15 protein-coding genes are annotated in these 15,709 nt (G+C 70.2%); 10 read left to right on the top strand and 5 right to left on the bottom strand.

Going from position 1 to position 15,709, the window contains the following annotated elements; genetic code table 11:
• Window positions 1-37 precede the first annotated feature (37 nt).
• The 9 genes from KXC42_RS14515 to KXC42_RS14475 all read left to right on the top strand — a co-directional run bounded on the left by KXC42_RS14515 (window position 38) and on the right by KXC42_RS14475 (window position 7,702).
• Window positions 38-1,207 carry a glycosyltransferase family 4 protein gene (locus tag KXC42_RS14515; RefSeq protein WP_006554171.1) on the top strand — a complete coding sequence of 390 codons (1,170 nt, stop codon included), beginning with the start codon at window positions 38-40 and terminating at the stop codon, window positions 1,205-1,207.
• A 39-nt stretch (window positions 1,208-1,246) separates the two neighbouring features.
• Window positions 1,247-1,636, top strand: coding sequence for a hypothetical protein (locus tag KXC42_RS14510; RefSeq protein WP_024101289.1), 390 nt, complete (start codon window positions 1,247-1,249; stop codon window positions 1,634-1,636).
• A gap of 113 nt (window positions 1,637-1,749) precedes the next feature.
• The gene (locus KXC42_RS14505) at window positions 1,750-2,187 is read left to right on the top strand and encodes an SRPBCC family protein (protein ID WP_006554169.1); all 438 of its coding nucleotides are present in this window, start codon (window positions 1,750-1,752) and stop codon (window positions 2,185-2,187) included.
• Window positions 2,188-2,210: 23 nt separating this feature from the next.
• Window positions 2,211-3,419, top strand: a complete 1,209-nt coding sequence (locus KXC42_RS14500; RefSeq protein ID WP_219129192.1) for an ArsA family ATPase — start codon at window positions 2,211-2,213, stop codon at window positions 3,417-3,419.
• The gene (locus KXC42_RS14495) at window positions 3,407-3,829 is read left to right on the top strand and encodes a hypothetical protein (RefSeq protein ID WP_039585177.1); all 423 of its coding nucleotides are present in this window, start codon (window positions 3,407-3,409) and stop codon (window positions 3,827-3,829) included. Before KXC42_RS14500 ends, KXC42_RS14495 begins: the two co-directional genes overlap by 13 nt.
• Window positions 3,826-4,803, top strand: coding sequence for an ROK family glucokinase (locus tag KXC42_RS14490; protein ID WP_006554166.1), 978 nt, complete (start codon window positions 3,826-3,828; stop codon window positions 4,801-4,803). The genes KXC42_RS14495 and KXC42_RS14490 overlap by 4 nt, the downstream gene beginning before the upstream one ends.
• A 177-nt stretch (window positions 4,804-4,980) precedes the next feature.
• The gene (locus tag KXC42_RS14485) at window positions 4,981-5,766 is read left to right on the top strand and encodes a 1-acyl-sn-glycerol-3-phosphate acyltransferase (protein WP_006554165.1); all 786 of its coding nucleotides are present in this window, start codon (window positions 4,981-4,983) and stop codon (window positions 5,764-5,766) included.
• A 4-nt stretch (window positions 5,767-5,770) separates the two neighbouring features.
• Entirely contained in the window at window positions 5,771-6,262 is a 492-nt protein-coding gene (locus KXC42_RS14480; protein WP_006554164.1) for a polyadenylate-specific 3'-exoribonuclease AS, read from the top strand.
• 54 nt (window positions 6,263-6,316) lie between these two features.
• Entirely contained in the window at window positions 6,317-7,702 is a 1,386-nt protein-coding gene (locus tag KXC42_RS14475; RefSeq protein ID WP_006554163.1) for a class II 3-deoxy-7-phosphoheptulonate synthase, read from the top strand.
• Between the two features lie 94 nt (window positions 7,703-7,796).
• Here the strand turns inward: KXC42_RS14475 and pknB are convergent, their stop codons facing one another.
• The gene (gene pknB / locus KXC42_RS14470) at window positions 7,797-9,839 is read right to left on the bottom strand and encodes a Stk1 family PASTA domain-containing Ser/Thr kinase (RefSeq protein WP_219129191.1); all 2,043 of its coding nucleotides are present in this window, start codon (window positions 9,837-9,839) and stop codon (window positions 7,797-7,799) included.
• A gap of 182 nt (window positions 9,840-10,021) precedes the next feature.
• On the opposite strand from pknB, the gene KXC42_RS14465 reads away from it, so the two are divergent.
• Window positions 10,022-10,393: an Rv2175c family DNA-binding protein gene (locus KXC42_RS14465; protein ID WP_024101284.1), complete on the top strand. Its 372-nt coding sequence runs from the start codon at window positions 10,022-10,024 to the stop codon at window positions 10,391-10,393.
• A 15-nt stretch (window positions 10,394-10,408) separates the two neighbouring features.
• Here the strand turns inward: KXC42_RS14465 and KXC42_RS14460 are convergent, their stop codons facing one another.
• The 4 genes from KXC42_RS14460 to KXC42_RS14445 all read right to left on the bottom strand — a co-directional run bounded on the left by KXC42_RS14460 (window position 10,409) and on the right by KXC42_RS14445 (window position 15,611).
• The gene (locus KXC42_RS14460) at window positions 10,409-11,347 is read right to left on the bottom strand and encodes a phytoene/squalene synthase family protein (RefSeq protein ID WP_019289765.1); all 939 of its coding nucleotides are present in this window, start codon (window positions 11,345-11,347) and stop codon (window positions 10,409-10,411) included.
• Window positions 11,340-12,926, bottom strand: coding sequence for an alpha-(1->6)-mannopyranosyltransferase A (locus KXC42_RS14455; RefSeq protein WP_170318566.1), 1,587 nt, complete (start codon window positions 12,924-12,926; stop codon window positions 11,340-11,342). The genes KXC42_RS14460 and KXC42_RS14455 overlap by 8 nt, the downstream gene beginning before the upstream one ends.
• A 100-nt stretch (window positions 12,927-13,026) precedes the next feature.
• Entirely contained in the window at window positions 13,027-14,559 is a 1,533-nt protein-coding gene (gene crtI / locus KXC42_RS14450) for a phytoene desaturase family protein (protein WP_219129190.1), read from the bottom strand.
• Window positions 14,560-14,564: 5 nt separating this feature from the next.
• Window positions 14,565-15,611, bottom strand: a complete 1,047-nt coding sequence (locus tag KXC42_RS14445) for a polyprenyl synthetase family protein (protein WP_219129189.1) — start codon at window positions 15,609-15,611, stop codon at window positions 14,565-14,567.
• Window positions 15,612-15,709 lie beyond the last annotated feature (98 nt).

The raw sequence follows: 15,709 nt of genomic DNA, 5'->3' as shown, positions 1-15,709 counted from the left end.
CGGCGCCTTCCCGTCGCGCTGCTTCTACGGTGGTCCCATGTCGCGGACCCTACTGGTGACGAACGATTTCCCGCCCCGACCGGGGGGCATCCAGTCCTATCTGCACGCCTTCGCGAACCAGCTGCCGTCCGACGACCTGGTCGTCTACGCGCCGCGGTGGCGCGGCGACAGCCATGTGAAGTTCGACGCACGAGTCCCCTTCGAGGTCGTCCGTCATCCCACGACACTGATGCTGCCGACACCCGACGTCGCGCGACGGGCCACGCGGCTGCTCACCGAACACGACTGCGACACCGTCTGGTTCGGAGCGGCTGCACCGTTGGCGCTGCTGGCGCCCGTGCTGCGCCGCGCCGGCGCTCATCGCATCGTCGCCAGCACCCACGGCCACGAGGTGGGATGGTCGATGCTTCCCGCCGCCCGGCAGGCGCTGCGGCGGATCGGCGAGCACACCGACACCGTCACCTACGTCAGTCGTTATACGAGGGGGCGGTTCGCCTCGGCATTCGGCCCCGAAGCGGGTCTCGAACACCTGCCGTCCGGGGTGGACACCGACGTCTTCCGGCCGGATCCGGCGGCCCGCGCCGAACTGCGGGCACGTTACGGTCTCGGCGACCGGCCCACCGTGCTGTGTCTGTCGCGCCTGGTGCCGCGCAAGGGACAGGACGTGCTCATCCGCGCGCTGCCCGCGATCCGGAAGCGGATCGACGGTGCCGTCCTCGTCATCGTCGGCGGCGGACCGTACGAGTCGCGCCTGCGGGAGCTCGCGCGCCGCACGGATGTCGAGGAGCACGTCGTATTCACCGGCACCGTGCCGTCGGCCGAGCTCGCCGCGCACCACACCATCGCTGACGTGTTCGCGATGCCGTGCCGGACCCGCGGCGGCGGTCTCGACGTCGAGGGCCTGGGCATCGTGTACCTCGAGGCGTCCGCGACCGGGGTGCCCGTCGTGGCAGGCCGGTCGGGTGGTGCCCCGGAAACGGTGCGCGACGGTCGCACCGGCTACGTCGTCGACGGCACCTCCGTCACAGCCGTCGCGACCGCGGTGTCCGGTGTCCTCGCCGATCCCGATCGTGCCGCCGCGATGGGCGCGGCCGGTCGAGAGTGGGTCTCCAGCGATTGGAGATGGGACGTCCTGGGCGCAAGATTGCGCGGTTATCTCGACGCCTCGGCGCCCCCGAACGAGACGGTGACGCCGTCGGCGGGGTGACCGGACGGGCCGCCGACGCGATATGTGAAGCTGTTCTGCGTGAGCAGCATTCAGGTGGCGGACCAGACCTTCGTAGCGGCGCCTCCGGAGCGCATCGCCGAGGAGGTCGCGGCCCTCGATCGGTGGCGTGCATGGTGGCCCGATCTCGTACTGACCGTGCGGGAGGACCGAGCCGAGAAGGGCATCCGGTGGACGGTGTCGGGTCCGCTCGACGGAACGATGGAGGTGTGGATCGAGCCGGTTCTCGACGGCGCGGTGATCCACTACTTCCTGCACTGCGAGCCGGCCGGTGTCGCGCCCGAGCGGGTGGCGGGTCTCGACCTCGCGGGAATGAACCGTACGCGCCGGGTCCAAGGGAAGGTGATGACCTTCGAGGTCAAGCAGCGTCTCGAGGCCGGTCGTCCGGCAGGTGAACCGCCGCGACACTGAAGCCACCGAAGGAGCGTCGTCCCGATACCGTTGTTCCCACGGTGTGTGATAGACCCTCGGGGCGGGACTGATCGGTGCACACCCGAGGGACCGAGAAAGGGAGCCGTCACCACATGGCCGAGAAGACGAAGAGGTCGATCACCATCGACGCGCCGGCCGAGCGTGTCATGGAGGTCATCGCAGATTTCGATGCCTATCCGACGTGGGTGTCGGCGGCGAAGACCGTGGAGGTCGTGGAACATCGTCCCGACGGCCGCGCCGAACGCGTGCGCTTCGTCCTCGACGCCGGCATCGTCAAGGACACCTACGTCCTGCGGTACAAGTGGGCGTCCGACAACCGTGCCGTGAGCTGGGAGCTCGAGAGCGGTGAGATCCAGAAGGCCCAGTCCGGCTCGTACGTGCTGACCGAGGCCCCCGGCGGCACCACGGTCGTCGACTACCAGCTCACCGTGGATCTCACGATCCCGATGATCGGTCTGTTCAAGCGCAAGGCGGAGAAGGTCATCACCGACACCGCGCTGAAGGAACTCAAGAAGCAGGTGGAGGGCTGAACGTCCGGCACGCCCCGGCCCGCGTGCGATGGTTCCTCGGAAAGGGCGGCGCCGGGAAGACGACCCTTGCCGCGGCCGAGGCGCTCGCGACCGCCCGTGCGGGAGAACCCGTGCTCGTCGTGTCCATCGACCGGGCGCACTCCCTCGGCGACGTGCTCGACCTGCCTCCGGCCACGAACCGGGACGCCGGCGCGACGGACATCCGCACCGTCGAGGACAACCTCGGCATGGTCGAGATCGACTCGCTGCAGCTGCTCCGCACGCGCTACGCGGTCCTCGCCTCGATGGCGGCGCTCGCCGGGACGCACGAGCACGCAGACCAGTTCGACCTGCCCGAGCCCGGCGAACTGACCGGGCTTCCCGGCGTCGAGGAACTGCTCGTGCTCGCCGAGGTCGCGCGACTCGCGGACAGCGGACGGTGGGCTCTCGTCGTCGTCGACGCCCCGGCCTCCGCCGACGCCCTGCGCACCCTCACCGCGCCGCGCACGGTCTCCGATTCGCTGGAACGGATCTGGCCTCAGCACAGCCGGGTCGCGGCGGCCACCGGTCCGGACCCCCGCACGGGTGTCTTCGTCGCGCTGTTCGATCGGTTGCTGTCGGGGATCACCGCGGTACGCGACCTGCTCGACGATCGCGGACGCAGCGCCGCGGTGATCGTGGCGACGCCCGACCGCGCCGGTCGTGCCGAGCTCGCACGGGTGCGATCGTGGCTCGCCCTGTCCGGCATTCGCGTCGACGCGGTCGTCGTCAACGGCGTCGTCCCCGCGGTGGGCGGTTCGGGTGCGGCTGCACGGCTGCTGGCCGATCAACGGGCCGCGCACGAGGCGATCGTCGCCGAGATCGGGGCGGCCGTCACCGACGTTCCCGTGATCGTGTGCGAGCGCCGTGCTGCGGAGCCGGTAGGGTTGGCAGCTCTGGAGGAGCTCGCCACGGCGCTCCGCCGCGATGCACTCGTTCCCTCGTCGGAGACCGACGAGCCGGTCCGGGTGCAGCAAGAATCGGGAACGGGGGTGGAGTCGGTGTACGCGATGCGCATGTACCTGCCGCTCGCCGATCCCGCGTCCCTGACACTCGGACGGATCGGCGACGACCTCGTCGTCGGCGCCGACGGCATGCGACGCCGGGTGCGACTCGCCTCGGGGCTGCGGCGGTGCACCGTCTCCGATGCCGAGTTCGACGGAACCGATCTGGTGGTGCGATTCGTACCGGATCCGGCGGTGTGGCCGCTGTGAGGGACGACCACGAAGCCCTGATCTCCGAGTTGTTGTTGCTCGCCGACGCCGTGCTCGACCGCGTCGAGGGCACGGTGCAGCAGTTCGTCGCCGCGACCGGCGACGCGTCTGCTCATACCGCCCCCGATACCGCGACCGGTTCGACGGCGCCGGGTGACGCCGAGGCCGCGACCACCCCGAAGGGGTGCGCGTGGTGCCCGCTCTGTGCCGCCGCAGCCCTGGTTCGCGGCGAGAACCACGAACTGGTCAGCAGGCTGGCGTCGAAACTGGCGGCGTTGATCGCGTTGCTGCGGAAGTTCCTCGCGCAGTTCCTGCCCTCGACCGGTGGCGTCCCGCCCGAGCCGACCCCCGATCCGCCGACACGGGATCGTCCGGCCTTCGAGCCGATCTCCGTTAACCTCCGCACGTGAACACGCACGACCCCGGGCTCACGGTCGGGATCGACATCGGGGGCACGAGCATCCGCGCGGCAGCCGTCGACCGTAACGGCGACGTCGTCGACAGTGTGCGCACGCAGACGCCGTCCTCCGCGGTCGCCCTCGAGAACGCGCTGCACCGGCTCGTCGAGCATCTGCGTGAGCGCAACGACATCGGCGCGGTCGGGCTGGGGGTCGCGGGTTTCCTCACCGAGGACCGCACCACCGTGCGGTTCGCACCGCATCTGCCCTGGCGCGATACGCCGCTCGCCGAGACGCTCACCGAACGCTTCGGGTTGCCGGTCGTCCTCGAACACGACGCCAATGCCGCGGCCTGGGCCGAGTACCGCTTCGGCGCCGCCGCGGGCAGCACGATCGCGGTGATGGTCGCGCTCGGAACGGGCATCGGCGCGGCCCTGCTGCTCGACGGCAGGATCTATCGCGGTGCCTACGGTGTGGCGCCCGAACTCGGTCACCTGCAGGTCGTGCCCGACGGGCGGCCCTGCCCGTGCGGCAAGCAGGGATGTTGGGAGAGGTATTGCAGCGGAACGGGTCTCGTGGACACGACCGTCGAGATGCTCGCGGCCGAACCCGGGCGGTCCGTTCTCGCGGGCGAGATCGCCTCGGATCCCGGATCGCTCACCGGCCGACGGGTCGCCGGTGCGGCCCACGACGGCGACCCCGTCGCTCTCGCGGCCTTCGACGATTTCGCCCGCAGGCTCGCGCTCGGACTGGCGCTCGTCGCCGACGTCTACGACCCCGAGCTCGTCGTCATCGGGGGAGGGGTCTCCGGTTCCGCGCCGTTGTTCCTCGACGCCGCGCGCGAGCACTACGCGGCCGTGACCACCGGCGCCGGCCATCGTCCTCTCGCGCGCGTCCGGGTCGCGCAGCTCGGCGACGCCGCCGGGCTCATCGGTGCCGCCGATCTCGCCCGATCCGCGATCGAAACCTCACGACCGCCGCTGTAGTCGAATTCCACTGGAGGTGAGATTCGCCGGAGGTGAGATTATCGTCACGTCGACGTTGAAAGGGTGGGGTCGAGCACTGGGGCGATGTGCGAGGGGCAGTCGCGTCGTCGTAGAGTCGACCGGCGGGCGGTGCTGCACCGATCCGTGTGGGGGATGATCGGATTCGGGAAGGATGCCATGTGGTACTGGCTGTTCAAGTACGCCCTCCTGGGGCCGCTGCTGTGGCTCATAGGACGTCCGAAGTTCGAAGGCGGCGAGAACATTCCGGCGCACGGACCGGCGATCCTGGCCAGTAACCACCGGGCCGTCCTCGACTCGTTCTACCTTCCCCTCCTCGTACGTCGGCGCATCACCTTCCTCGCGAAGAGTGAGTACTTCACCGGCACCGGACTCAAGGGCGCCTTCCAGCGCTGGTTCTTCTCGTCCGTCGGGCAGGTCCCCATCGACCGCACCGGCGCCGACGCCGCGCAGGATGCGCTCAACGCCGGGGTCCGGGTGCTCGGCCAGGGCAAGCTGCTCGGCATCTATCCCGAGGGCACCCGCTCACCCGACGGACGCCTCTACAAGGGCAAGACCGGCCTCGCGCGACTGGCGCTGGAGACCGGCGTCCCCGTGATCCCCGTCGCCATGATCGGCACCGACCGGATGAACCCCATCGGGTCGAAGATGTGGCGACCGGCGAAGATCACCGTCCGGATCGGTGAGCCCATCGACTTCTCCCGGTTCGAGGGCATGGGCGGAAACAGGTTCGTGGAGCGCACAGTCACCGACGAGGTCATGTACTCGCTCATGCAGCTGTCGGGCCAGGAGTACGTCGACATCTACGCCGCCTCCCTCAAGAACAAGGGCTCGGCGGACGAGTCGGGGGTCGGGGACACGGGCGCGTCGACGAACGGCAGTGCCGCGACCCCGCCGCAGGACGGTCCCGTCGCGGACCGCGTTCCCGACACGCGTGCCGGGTGAGCAGGTGCGCTACTTCTACGACTGCGAGTTCATCGAGGACGGACGCACGATCGAACTCGTCTCGATCGGTGTCGCCTGCGAGGACGGCCGCGAGTTCTACGCGGTGTCGACCGAGTTCGACCCGACCCGGGCCGGAGCCTGGGTGCGCCGCAACGTCCTCCCGAAGCTCCCGCCCCCGGCGCACCCCGCCTGGAAGTCGCGATCGAGGATCCGCGACGACTTGCTGAAGTTCCTCGTGCCACGACCGGGCATCCGGCCCGAACTGTGGGCGTGGATCGGAGCCTACGACCACGTCGTGCTCGTCCAGCTGTGGGGCACCATGCCCGAACTCCCGGACGTCTTGCCCCGCTTCACCCGCGAGCTCCGGCAGTATTGGGAGGACTCGGGCTCACCGCCCCTGCCCCCGGCGCCGGACGACAACCACGACGCCCTCGCCGACGCCCGCCACAACCTCGCAAAGTTCGAAGCGATCGAGGTTGCTCGCCGGTCGCGGTGACGCGGGTAACGGGGTGCTGCGCCGCTTCCGGCCGTCACGCCATATCCTGGACGGGTGAACTGGACTGTCGACGTGCCGATCGACCGCTTGCCCGAACTTCCCCCGTTGCCCGAGGAGCTGCGTGCCAACCTCGACGCGGCGCTTGCAAAGCCGGCGCTGCAGCAGCCCAGCTGGCCCGAGGAACAGGCCGCGGCGATGCGCACCGTGCTCGAGAGCGTGCCTCCCATCACCGTGCCCCGCGAGGTCGAGGAGCTGCAGAACCAGCTCGCCGCCGTCGCTCGGGGTGAGGCCTTCCTCCTCCAGGGTGGCGACTGCGCCGAGACGTTCGCGGACAACACCGAGCCGCACATCAAGGGCAACATCCGCACGCTGCTGCAGATGGCGGTGGTGCTGACCTACGGTGCGTCGACGCCGGTCGTGAAGGTCGCGCGGATCGCCGGCCAGTACGCCAAGCCGCGTTCGTCCGACACCGACGCGCTCGGTCTGCCGTCCTACCGCGGCGATATGGTCAACTCGCTGGTCGCCGATGCCGAGGTGCGCAGGCACGATCCGTCGCGCCTCGTGCGCGCCTACGCGAACGCGAGCGCCGCGATGAACCTCGTGCGTGCCGTCACCGCCGCCGGTGAGGCCGACCTGCACCGCGTGCACGACTGGAACCGGGCCTTCGTCTCGGCCTCGCCCGCCGGTGCCCGCTACGAGGCGCTCGCCTCCGAGATCGATCGTGGTCTGCGATTCATGGACGCTTGCGGTGTCATCGACCCGAATCTGCGCGCGGCGACGATCTATGCCAGCCACGAGGCTCTCGTCCTCGACTACGAGCGCGCGATGCTGCGCCTCGACAACTCGGGCGACAAGCCGCGCCTGTACGACCTGTCGGCCCACTTCCTGTGGATCGGTGATCGCACCCGCCAGCTCGACGGCGCGCACATCGCGTTCGCGGAACTGCTGTCGAACCCGATCGGTCTGAAGATCGGTCCGTCGACCACCCCGGAGATGGCCGTCGAGTACGTCGAGCGCCTGGATCCGCACAACACGCCGGGCCGACTGACCCTGATCTCCCGGATGGGTCACTCGAAGGTCCGCGATCTGCTGCCCGGCATCATCGAGCGCGTCGAGGCCTCCGGTCACAAGGTGATCTGGCAGTGCGACCCGATGCACGGCAACACCCACGAGGCGTCCACCGGCTACAAGACCCGTCACTTCGACCGCATCGTCGACGAGGTGCAGGGCTTCTTCGAGGTGCATCGCGCGCTGGGCACGCATCCGGGTGGCATCCACGTCGAGCTCACCGGTGAGGACGTCACCGAGTGCCTCGGCGGTGCCCAGGACATCTCCGATCTCGACCTGCACGGTCGCTACGAGACGGCGTGCGATCCGCGGCTGAACACGCAGCAGTCGATCGAACTCGCGTTCCTGGTCGCGGAGATGCTCCGCGGTTGATCGCAGCGGAGATGCTCCGCGGTTGATCGCAGTGGAGATGCTCCGCGGTTGATCGCAGTGGAGATGCTCCGCGGGTAGGGGACAGGCGGTCGGATCAGGGCAGTGCGGTCAGCGTGACCGTGCTGCCCTGTTCTGCTCTCCGCCCCGCCCCGGGATTCTGGCCGATCACGACCGAGCGGTCGGAGTCGCCGAGTTGCCGCACCTCGACCTCGAATCCGAGGCGGGTGAGCTCGTCGCGGGCCGAGCCCACCGAGCGTCCCAACATCGACGGCACCTTCACTGCATTGGATACAAGGAGGGTGACGGTTCCGCCGGCGCTGACGTCTTCGCCCTCCTCCGGGTCGGTGCCGATGACCCGCCCCTCGTCGACATCGGCGTCGAAGACCTCACGGATGTCCCCGACGGTCAGGCCTGCCTCGTCGAGGATGCGACGCGCCTCGTCGACCGGGCGCCCGGTCAGATCGGGCAGGGTCACGGGCGGCGATCCCTTGCTGATCACAAGCGCGACCTCGGACCCCACGGGCAGGACGGTGCCGGGCGCGGGGTCGAGCGCGGCCACTCCGCCCTCGGGCACCGTGGTGCTGAACGCGGTACCGCCCTCGACCGGTTCGAAGGTGCGGCTCCGCAGTTCGTCCTCGACGACGGATCTCTCACCGGCGCCGGGAATGGACGGGACGGTCGGTCTGCCGAGCGACACGAGCAACGCGATCGTGTCGCCGTCGGGCACGCGTGAGCCCGCGGTGGGGTCGGTGCCGAGGACGGTGTCGACGGGAACGACGTCGGAGTACTCGCCCCGGATCTCGCTGGACAATCCGGCCGTCTCGATCGCGGACACGGCCGCCGCCTTGTCGAGTCCCAGCACGGTCGGGACGTCGCTGAGCCGGCCGGCGCCGAGCCACCACCCGGCGATCCCCATGAACAACGCGAGCACGATGATCGCGGCGATCCAACCGGCGGCGGACCGGCGCTGACGGCGGCGGTCGACGGCGTAGTCGGGCCGGGGCGCCACCGGTTCGGTATCGGGACGCGGATGGGTGCGGGTCGCGACCCGGGTCGGGTGCGGGCGCGTGGCCGGTGCATTCGGGCCGGGCGTGGCCGGCACGGCGGTCTGCACGGTCGTCGGAGCATGCGAGTTCGCGGCCGAGCCGGTAAGCACCGTCGTCGGCGGAGCAGGATCGGCAGGCCCGGAAGCGGCGCCGTCGATGGTGCGGGTCGGTGCCGCGGCATCGGGATCCACCACGGGTGGCGTCCGCACCGCGGATCGTCTCGGAGCCGGAACCCGGTAGCGGGGGAGATCGAGCGTGTCGCATATCTCGCCGAGCGCGACGGCCATCACCTGCGCGTCGGCGTAGCGTTCCGTCGGTTCGCGTTCGGTGGCCCGGCGGACGAAGGCGTCCAGTTCGGGAGGAACCCCGTCGATGGCCGAACTCGGATCCGGCACGTCCTTCTCCACGCGCTGGTACGCCACCGACAGGGACGTGTCGCCGGTGAAGGGAGTGCGGCCGGTGAGCATCTCGTACACGAGCACACCGGCGGAATAGACGTCGCTACGCGCGTCGGCGCTGCCGATGGTCACCTGCTCCGGAGACAGGTACGCCGCGGTGCCGAGGATCACGCTGCGCGAGGTGGTGGTCGCGGCGGCGACCGCCCGGACGAGCCCGAAGTCGGCGATCTTCACCTCACCGTTGCCGGAGATGAGGATGTTCTCGGGCTTGATGTCGCGGTGCACGAGACCCGCCCGGTGGGCGACGGCCAGGGCCCCGAGGACCGGTGCGGCCACGGCGGCCGCGGCGTGCGGCGGCATCGGCCCGCGTTCGCGCAGCAGCTCGCGCAGGGTGCCGCCCTCGACGAGCTCCATCACGAGGAAGACGTGATCGCCGTCCTGGCCCTGGTCGTAGACCGCGACGAGCCCGGGATGCGTCAATCGCGCGACGGATCTGGCCTCGAACTCGAACCGTGCCAGGAATTGGGGATCGGCCGCGAACTGCGGATCCATGATCTTCACGGCGACGGGACGGTCGAGACGCATGTCGGTGCCGCGGTAGACGGTCGACATGCCGCCCCGCGCGATCTGCGATTCGATGCGATAACGCCGGTCGAGCACGACGCCGACCAGTCGGTCGCCTCCAGCGGTCACCCGGTGTACCCCCGTGTCTCGTGCGTGATGGTGGGACGCCGGTACCCGGGCCTTCGAGGTATCGACGTGACGAAGCTCCGGCTCCGCGTGTGCGGAGCGATTTCGTCCCCGTCGATCGTAGCCAGCTCCCGTGGACGGTAGCCGCGTAGCTGCCTGCGCGGCCGCAGCGATAACGTGGTGGGGTGAGTGCAATCCCTTACTGCGACGACGTTCTCGACCGCTCCGTGCCCGTGGTGCAGCTCGTCGACGTGGCCAAGAGCCTCGGCGTCGCCACCTCCCGCGTACACCAGATGGTGCGCGACCGGCAGCTGCTGGCGTTCAAGCGCGACCGCGTGCCGGTCCTGCCCGAGGCCTTTCTCGACGAGGAAGGAAACGTTCTCAAGGGTCTTCCGGGCCTGATCGCGGTGCTACACGACGGCGGTTACGAGGACGACGAGATCCTGCGGTGGCTCTTCGCCGAGGACGATTCTCTTCCCGGTGGATGCCCTGTGGCCGCGATGCACACGCAGTCCGCGCGCGAGGTCGTGCGGCGGGCGCAGGCGCTCGCCTTCTGAGTCTCCGGGGCGTCGTTACCGCTTCCGGAGCAGCGAGCCGGCGACGTACTCGGTGATCATGACCGCGGCGCGCGTGCGGCGCGGAACCGTCGCGCGCCGGTCGAGCACCCGGAACCCGCTGCGTTCGACCTCGTCGAGAATCCGCCCGTAGAGCGTGAAGGCTGCGCGGATACCCGGCCGGATCCGGTCGGGGAGTACCTCCAGCCCGGGTTCGGCTTTGCGATATTCGGCGCGGGTCAGCGCGACCGCGTGGGCGAGTGCCCGCCGGACCCTCGGGTCCATCGCGCCGGTGCGCCGGCATTCCTGCAGCAGGTCGATGTCGACCCCGAAGGCCGACCACAGTTCGAGCGGGATGTAGAGACGTCCGCGTTCGAGGTCCTCGCCCACGTCGCGGATGAAGTTGGTGAGCTGGAACGCCGCCCCGAGCGCGGCTGCGGCGGGCGGGGCGGCCGGATCGTCGACGTCGAGGATCGGCAGCAGTTCGAGACCGATCACCGCCGCCGAGCCGTACATGTACTCGCGCAGTTCCTCCATGGTCCCGTAGCGGGGCCGGAACTCGGGCGTGCCGGGCACGTCCATGCGCATGGATCGGATGAACGCCTCGAAATAGTCGATCGGGATGCGGTACTGCCCGATCGTGTCGGCAAGCGCGCGGACCACGAGACCGGTGTGGTCGAGCGGGCCGGGAGCGCCCGCGAGTGCGGCGTGCAGACGGCTGTGCGCGTCGTCGACACCACGGATCGCGGCCTCCGGGTCGTCCACGGCGGTGACGTCGACGATGTCGTCGACGTGTCGGGCGAAGCCGTAGAGCGCGTGCACGGCGTGTCGTCGCGAGGCGGGCAGCAGCCGGGTCGCGAGGTTGTAGGTGCGTCCGTGTTCGGCGGTGAGCTCGGCGCAGTAGGCGTAGGCCCGGGTGAGATCGTCGGCCGCGATCCCCGTGGGGCGCTCAGGCACGGTCGTCCAGGGCAGCGCCGGCGGGTGATGCCGGTCGAGGTCGTAACCGCAGGCGCAGCGGGTCGTAGGTGACCAGCGAACGGGCCGCGACGATCGAGGCGAACACCGCGAGCGCGACGTGCGCGATGTTGTACATCCCGATCGACCCGTCGGGGTTGAAGATCAACATCAGCCATGTCGACAGTGCGACGAGCACCATGAGCACCCGGGGCGACATCGCGAAGGCGGCGGCGACGGCGAGCGGCCAGGAGTAGTACCAGGGCAGCGCGGCGGGCGACAGCAGGGTCACCGCAGTCAGCGCCACGACGATCCCGAAGATCGCGTCGCGCTCGGTGCGGCGGAAGCGCCACCACGCCCACACGAGGATCACCACCAGCGCGATCGCGCAGAGCATGCGTGTGATGTCGAGGACCGATCCGAGCCGCCACGGAGTGACCCAGGTTACGGCGTGCGCCATCATCGTCGGCAGCGACAACCAGTTGATGATCTTCGACGAGCCGGACAGGGCGGTGAGCCAGCCGATGCCGACACCGGCGAGCAACGAGGTGCCACCGAAGACCGCGGCGAAGACCCCCAGTCCCAGGCCGACGGCCTTGGCGAACAGGCGCACGGGCGCTGCCGGTTCGCGTCCCTCGGCAAGCGCACGATCGCGTTCGTGGATCATCCACACCCACACCAGGAAGGGCAGTGCCAATCCTGCGGTGGCCTTGATCGCGGCGCCGAGGGAGACCAGGGCGATGCCGCCGAGGTGCCGGCCCTCGAGCACGAACACGATGCCGGCGATCATGAGACCGACCATCAGCAGCTCGTTGTGCACACCGCCGACGAGGTGGATCAGTACGAGCGGGTTCAGCACTGCGAGCCACAGGGCAATCGCGGGATTTCCGCCCATGCGACGGGCGAGTTTCGGCACGGCCCACGCCATGAGTGCCAGGCCGGGAAGCATGGTCAGGCGCCACAGCCAGGTGCCCGTCACCACGTTGTCGTCGGTGATGGACGTGATGCCCGCACCGAGCAGCAGGTGGACGGGCCCGTAGGGCGTGGTCGTCGTTGTCCACACATTGCTGACGTTGTCGAGCAGGACGCCCGGATTGACGACCGGGCCCACCTCGTACGGGTCGAAACCGTCGCGCAGCAGTGCGCCCTGCGCGAGGTAGGAGTAGGCGTCGCGGCTGAACATCGGTGTCGCGACCAGCAGGGGAGCGGTCCACGCGGGCAGCACCGTCCACAGATCGCGCACCGTGACGTGGCCGGCGAGGGTCGCCCGGCCGACGCGCACCCACGCTGCGATCATGAGGAGCACACCGACCCACAGGATGATCCGCGAGAGCAACTGGCCGTGGCCGAACCGCAGCCACGACAGATAGATGTCCTCGAGCAGCGGGTCGATCCGCCGGACACTGCCCGATCCGAAACTGCCGAAGGTCATGAGTACCGCGCCCCACGCGCCGAGCAGCGCGGCATGGCCGGCGGGACTCCTCAGGAATGCGTGCTTCGGACGCTCACCCGCCGGTGCGGCCGTCCCCTCCGGCGCGGGCGAGGTCTGCGGCTCGGCGTCGGGCGAGGCAGGGGACGACATCGGTACGGTTCCTCCCCCGTGGACGTGTGGATGCGCGGCGCGCAGATAGCTGGCGAACGAGGACAGTTTAGTGGAGACGCGGAGCGTGGTGCGCCCGGTGTCACCGCCTTCGCGGAACACCGAGCCGTTCGGCGGCGAGCCTTCCGGACAACAGCACGGTGGGGACACCGACGCCCGGCACCGTCGCCGACCCCGCGAGCACCACGCCGGGAACGGCCGGATCGAGGTTGCGACGCCGGAACGGTCCCGTCTGCCGGAAGACGTGAGCGCTCGAGAACGGGCTGCCCGCCTGCATGCCACGAGCGTGCCAGGTGGCCGGCGTGTCGATGTGGTCGACGCGGAAACCGTCCGTGATGCCGCCGTATCCGCGGCGGTCGAGGACGTCGAGCAGTTCGTTGCGATAGGGCACCGCGAGCTCGGCCCAGGCCAGCGGAGCGCTGTCGAGGTTCGGGCATGGCGCCAGCACCGACAACGGTTCGTGCTCGACGCCCTCACGGGTGAATCGCAGGCCGGGATCGGACAGTGCCGGTCGCGTGATGAGCAGCGAGGGATCCGACATCGGCCGGCCGCGTCCGCGGCTGCGGGTGATCTCCGCGAAGGTGCGGTCCCACGCCCCGCCGAAATCGATCACGTGGTGGTGTTGCGCCGCCCAGCCACGGGTCACCTCGGTGGGGATCGACCCGTGCAGCACGACGGCCGACGGCGCGGCCAGCGTGCGGCGGCACCGTCGGCGCGGCAGCAATCCGTCGACCACCGGGGTGTCGGGGGTCAGGACGGCCGCGTCGCACGGGAAGCGCTGTCCGTCGCGGGTGCGGACACCGTCGACCCGACCGGCGGAGAGGTCGAGCGAGGTCACCTCCCGGCCGAGTTCGAGCCGTCCGCCGGCCTCGACGAACGCCGCGGCCATCGCGCGGGCGACCGACCGCATGCCGCCGTCCACCGCGTACACGCCCAGCGACGTGTCCATGTGGGCGATGGCCCCGTAGACGGCGAGGGCCCGTGCCGGAGCGACCCCCGCGTACAGCGCCTGGAAGGTGAAGACGCGGCGCAGGCGCGGGTCGGTGACCCTGCGGTTCACCTGCGCGCCGAGCCTGCCGAACCCGCCCAGTCGGAGCAGACGCGCCAGATCGCGCAGCGCCGCCGGGGACGAGACCAGGTCGAGCGGCGAGTCGAAACTCGCGTCCATGAAGCGGTCGAACTCGGCGTCGAAGATGTCGGCGAGCCACGCGCGCAACCCCAGATAGCGGCGTGCCTCGTCGGGACCGCACACCCGTGAGATCTCCGCGACCATGGCGTCGGGGTCGGAGTGCACGTCGATCGAGGTGCCGTCGGCGAACCGCGCGTGGTAGGCGGGGGACAGTCGCCGGGTGCGCAGGGCCGGCCGGACGGAGTTGCGGTCGGTGCCCACCGCGGCGAGCGCGTCGTCGATCAACTCGGGCATCGTCAGCACGGTGGCGCCGTTGTCGATCTCGTAGCCCGGGCCGTGATAGCTGCCGACCCGGCCGCCGACGTCGTCGGCGCGTTCGAGCACCGTGACGTCCTTACCGGCGCCGCGCAGGTACAGTGCCGCCGACAGACCGGCGAGACCGGCACCGACCACGACGACCCGGTCGGCGCCGGGAACGGTCCGCACCGCCCTCACGCCACCCGTCGCGTCGCCGCGACCGCCGACTCGCGCAGAAGGACCTTGCCCTCCTCGGTGGCGCCGGACGCCTCGAGCGCCTCGAACGCGCTGTCGGTCAGTTCCGAGATGCGGTCCTCGATTCGGGCGACCGCGCCGAGATCGACGAGCAGCGAGCGGAGGTGCTCGACCTGCGCGTCGGACAGATCGGTCCCGATCGAGGTGCGCAGCAGCTCGGCCGCGGCCGGATCGGAGGCATCGGCCGTCTCCAGTGCCAGCGCGTACAGGACGGTCCTCTTGCCCGAGCGCAGGTCGTCGCCCGAAGGCTTGCCGGTGACCTCGGGGTCGCCGAAGACACCGAGCAGGTCGTCGCGCAGCTGGAACGCCAGGCCGATGTCGGTGCCGAAGCGGCGGTATGCGGCGATGAGGTCGTCGTCGGCGCCGGCGAGGGCAGCGCCGATGTGCAGGGGGCGTTCGATCGTGTACGCCGCGGTCTTGAACCGGTTGACCCGCGTAGCGGCCTCCACCGATTCGTCCGCCGCCACTTCGTTGGCGATGTCGAGGTACTGCCCGCCGAGCACTTCGGTGCGCATCGCGGTCCAGGCCGGGACCACGCGCGCGACGGTCGCGGGGTCGAGCCCCGCCGAGTGCAGCATGTCGTCGGCCCAGACCAGGGCGAGGTCGCCGAGCAGGATCGCGACCGACTCGCCGAACTGCTCCGGCCTGCCGTGCCAGCCGGCCTTCCGGTGCTGCTCGGTGAACTCGACGTGCACGGTGGGGAATCCGCGGCGCGTGGTGGAGGCATCGATGATGTCGTCGTGGACGAGCGCCGCGGCCTGCACGAGCTCGAGCGCGGAGCACGCCTGCAGGACGGCCTCGGCGTCCGGCCCGGTCGGGTCACCACCGGCGCCGAGCCAGCCCGTCCAGGCGAAACGCGGACGCACCCGCTTGCCGCCGCGCAGCACGAATGCCTCGAGCGTGTCGACGGCCTGCCGGTATCCATTGCCCACCGAGTCGACCAGGTCGGAGCGTGAGGTGAAGAACTGCCGGAGGGAGTCCTCCACCCGATGGGGGAGCTGCTCGGCAGACAGGTGAACGGCGCCGGTAGACAGGACGAAACCTCCAGGTCGATGGGTGACGGCACCTCGGAGGCGGGTGAGCC

The organism is Rhodococcus sp. LW-XY12 (assembly GCF_019317345.1).
GTDB classification, from domain to species: domain Bacteria; phylum Actinomycetota; class Actinomycetes; order Mycobacteriales; family Mycobacteriaceae; genus Rhodococcus; species Rhodococcus pyridinivorans.
The sequence above is the reverse complement of the archived record's forward strand: the minus strand, read 5'-3'. Positions and strand labels throughout refer to the sequence as shown.

Coding starts and splice junctions, on each gene's coding strand:
- KXC42_RS14455 (WP_170318566.1), bottom strand. CDS start 12,926: ATGTCGTCCCCTGCCTCGCCCGACGCCGAGCCGCAGACCTCGCCCGCG.
- KXC42_RS14505 (WP_006554169.1), top strand. CDS start 1,750: ATGGCCGAGAAGACGAAGAGGTCGATCACCATCGACGCGCCGGCCGAG.
- KXC42_RS14515 (WP_006554171.1), top strand. CDS start 38: ATGTCGCGGACCCTACTGGTGACGAACGATTTCCCGCCCCGACCGGGG.
- KXC42_RS14485 (WP_006554165.1), top strand. CDS start 4,981: ATGTGGTACTGGCTGTTCAAGTACGCCCTCCTGGGGCCGCTGCTGTGG.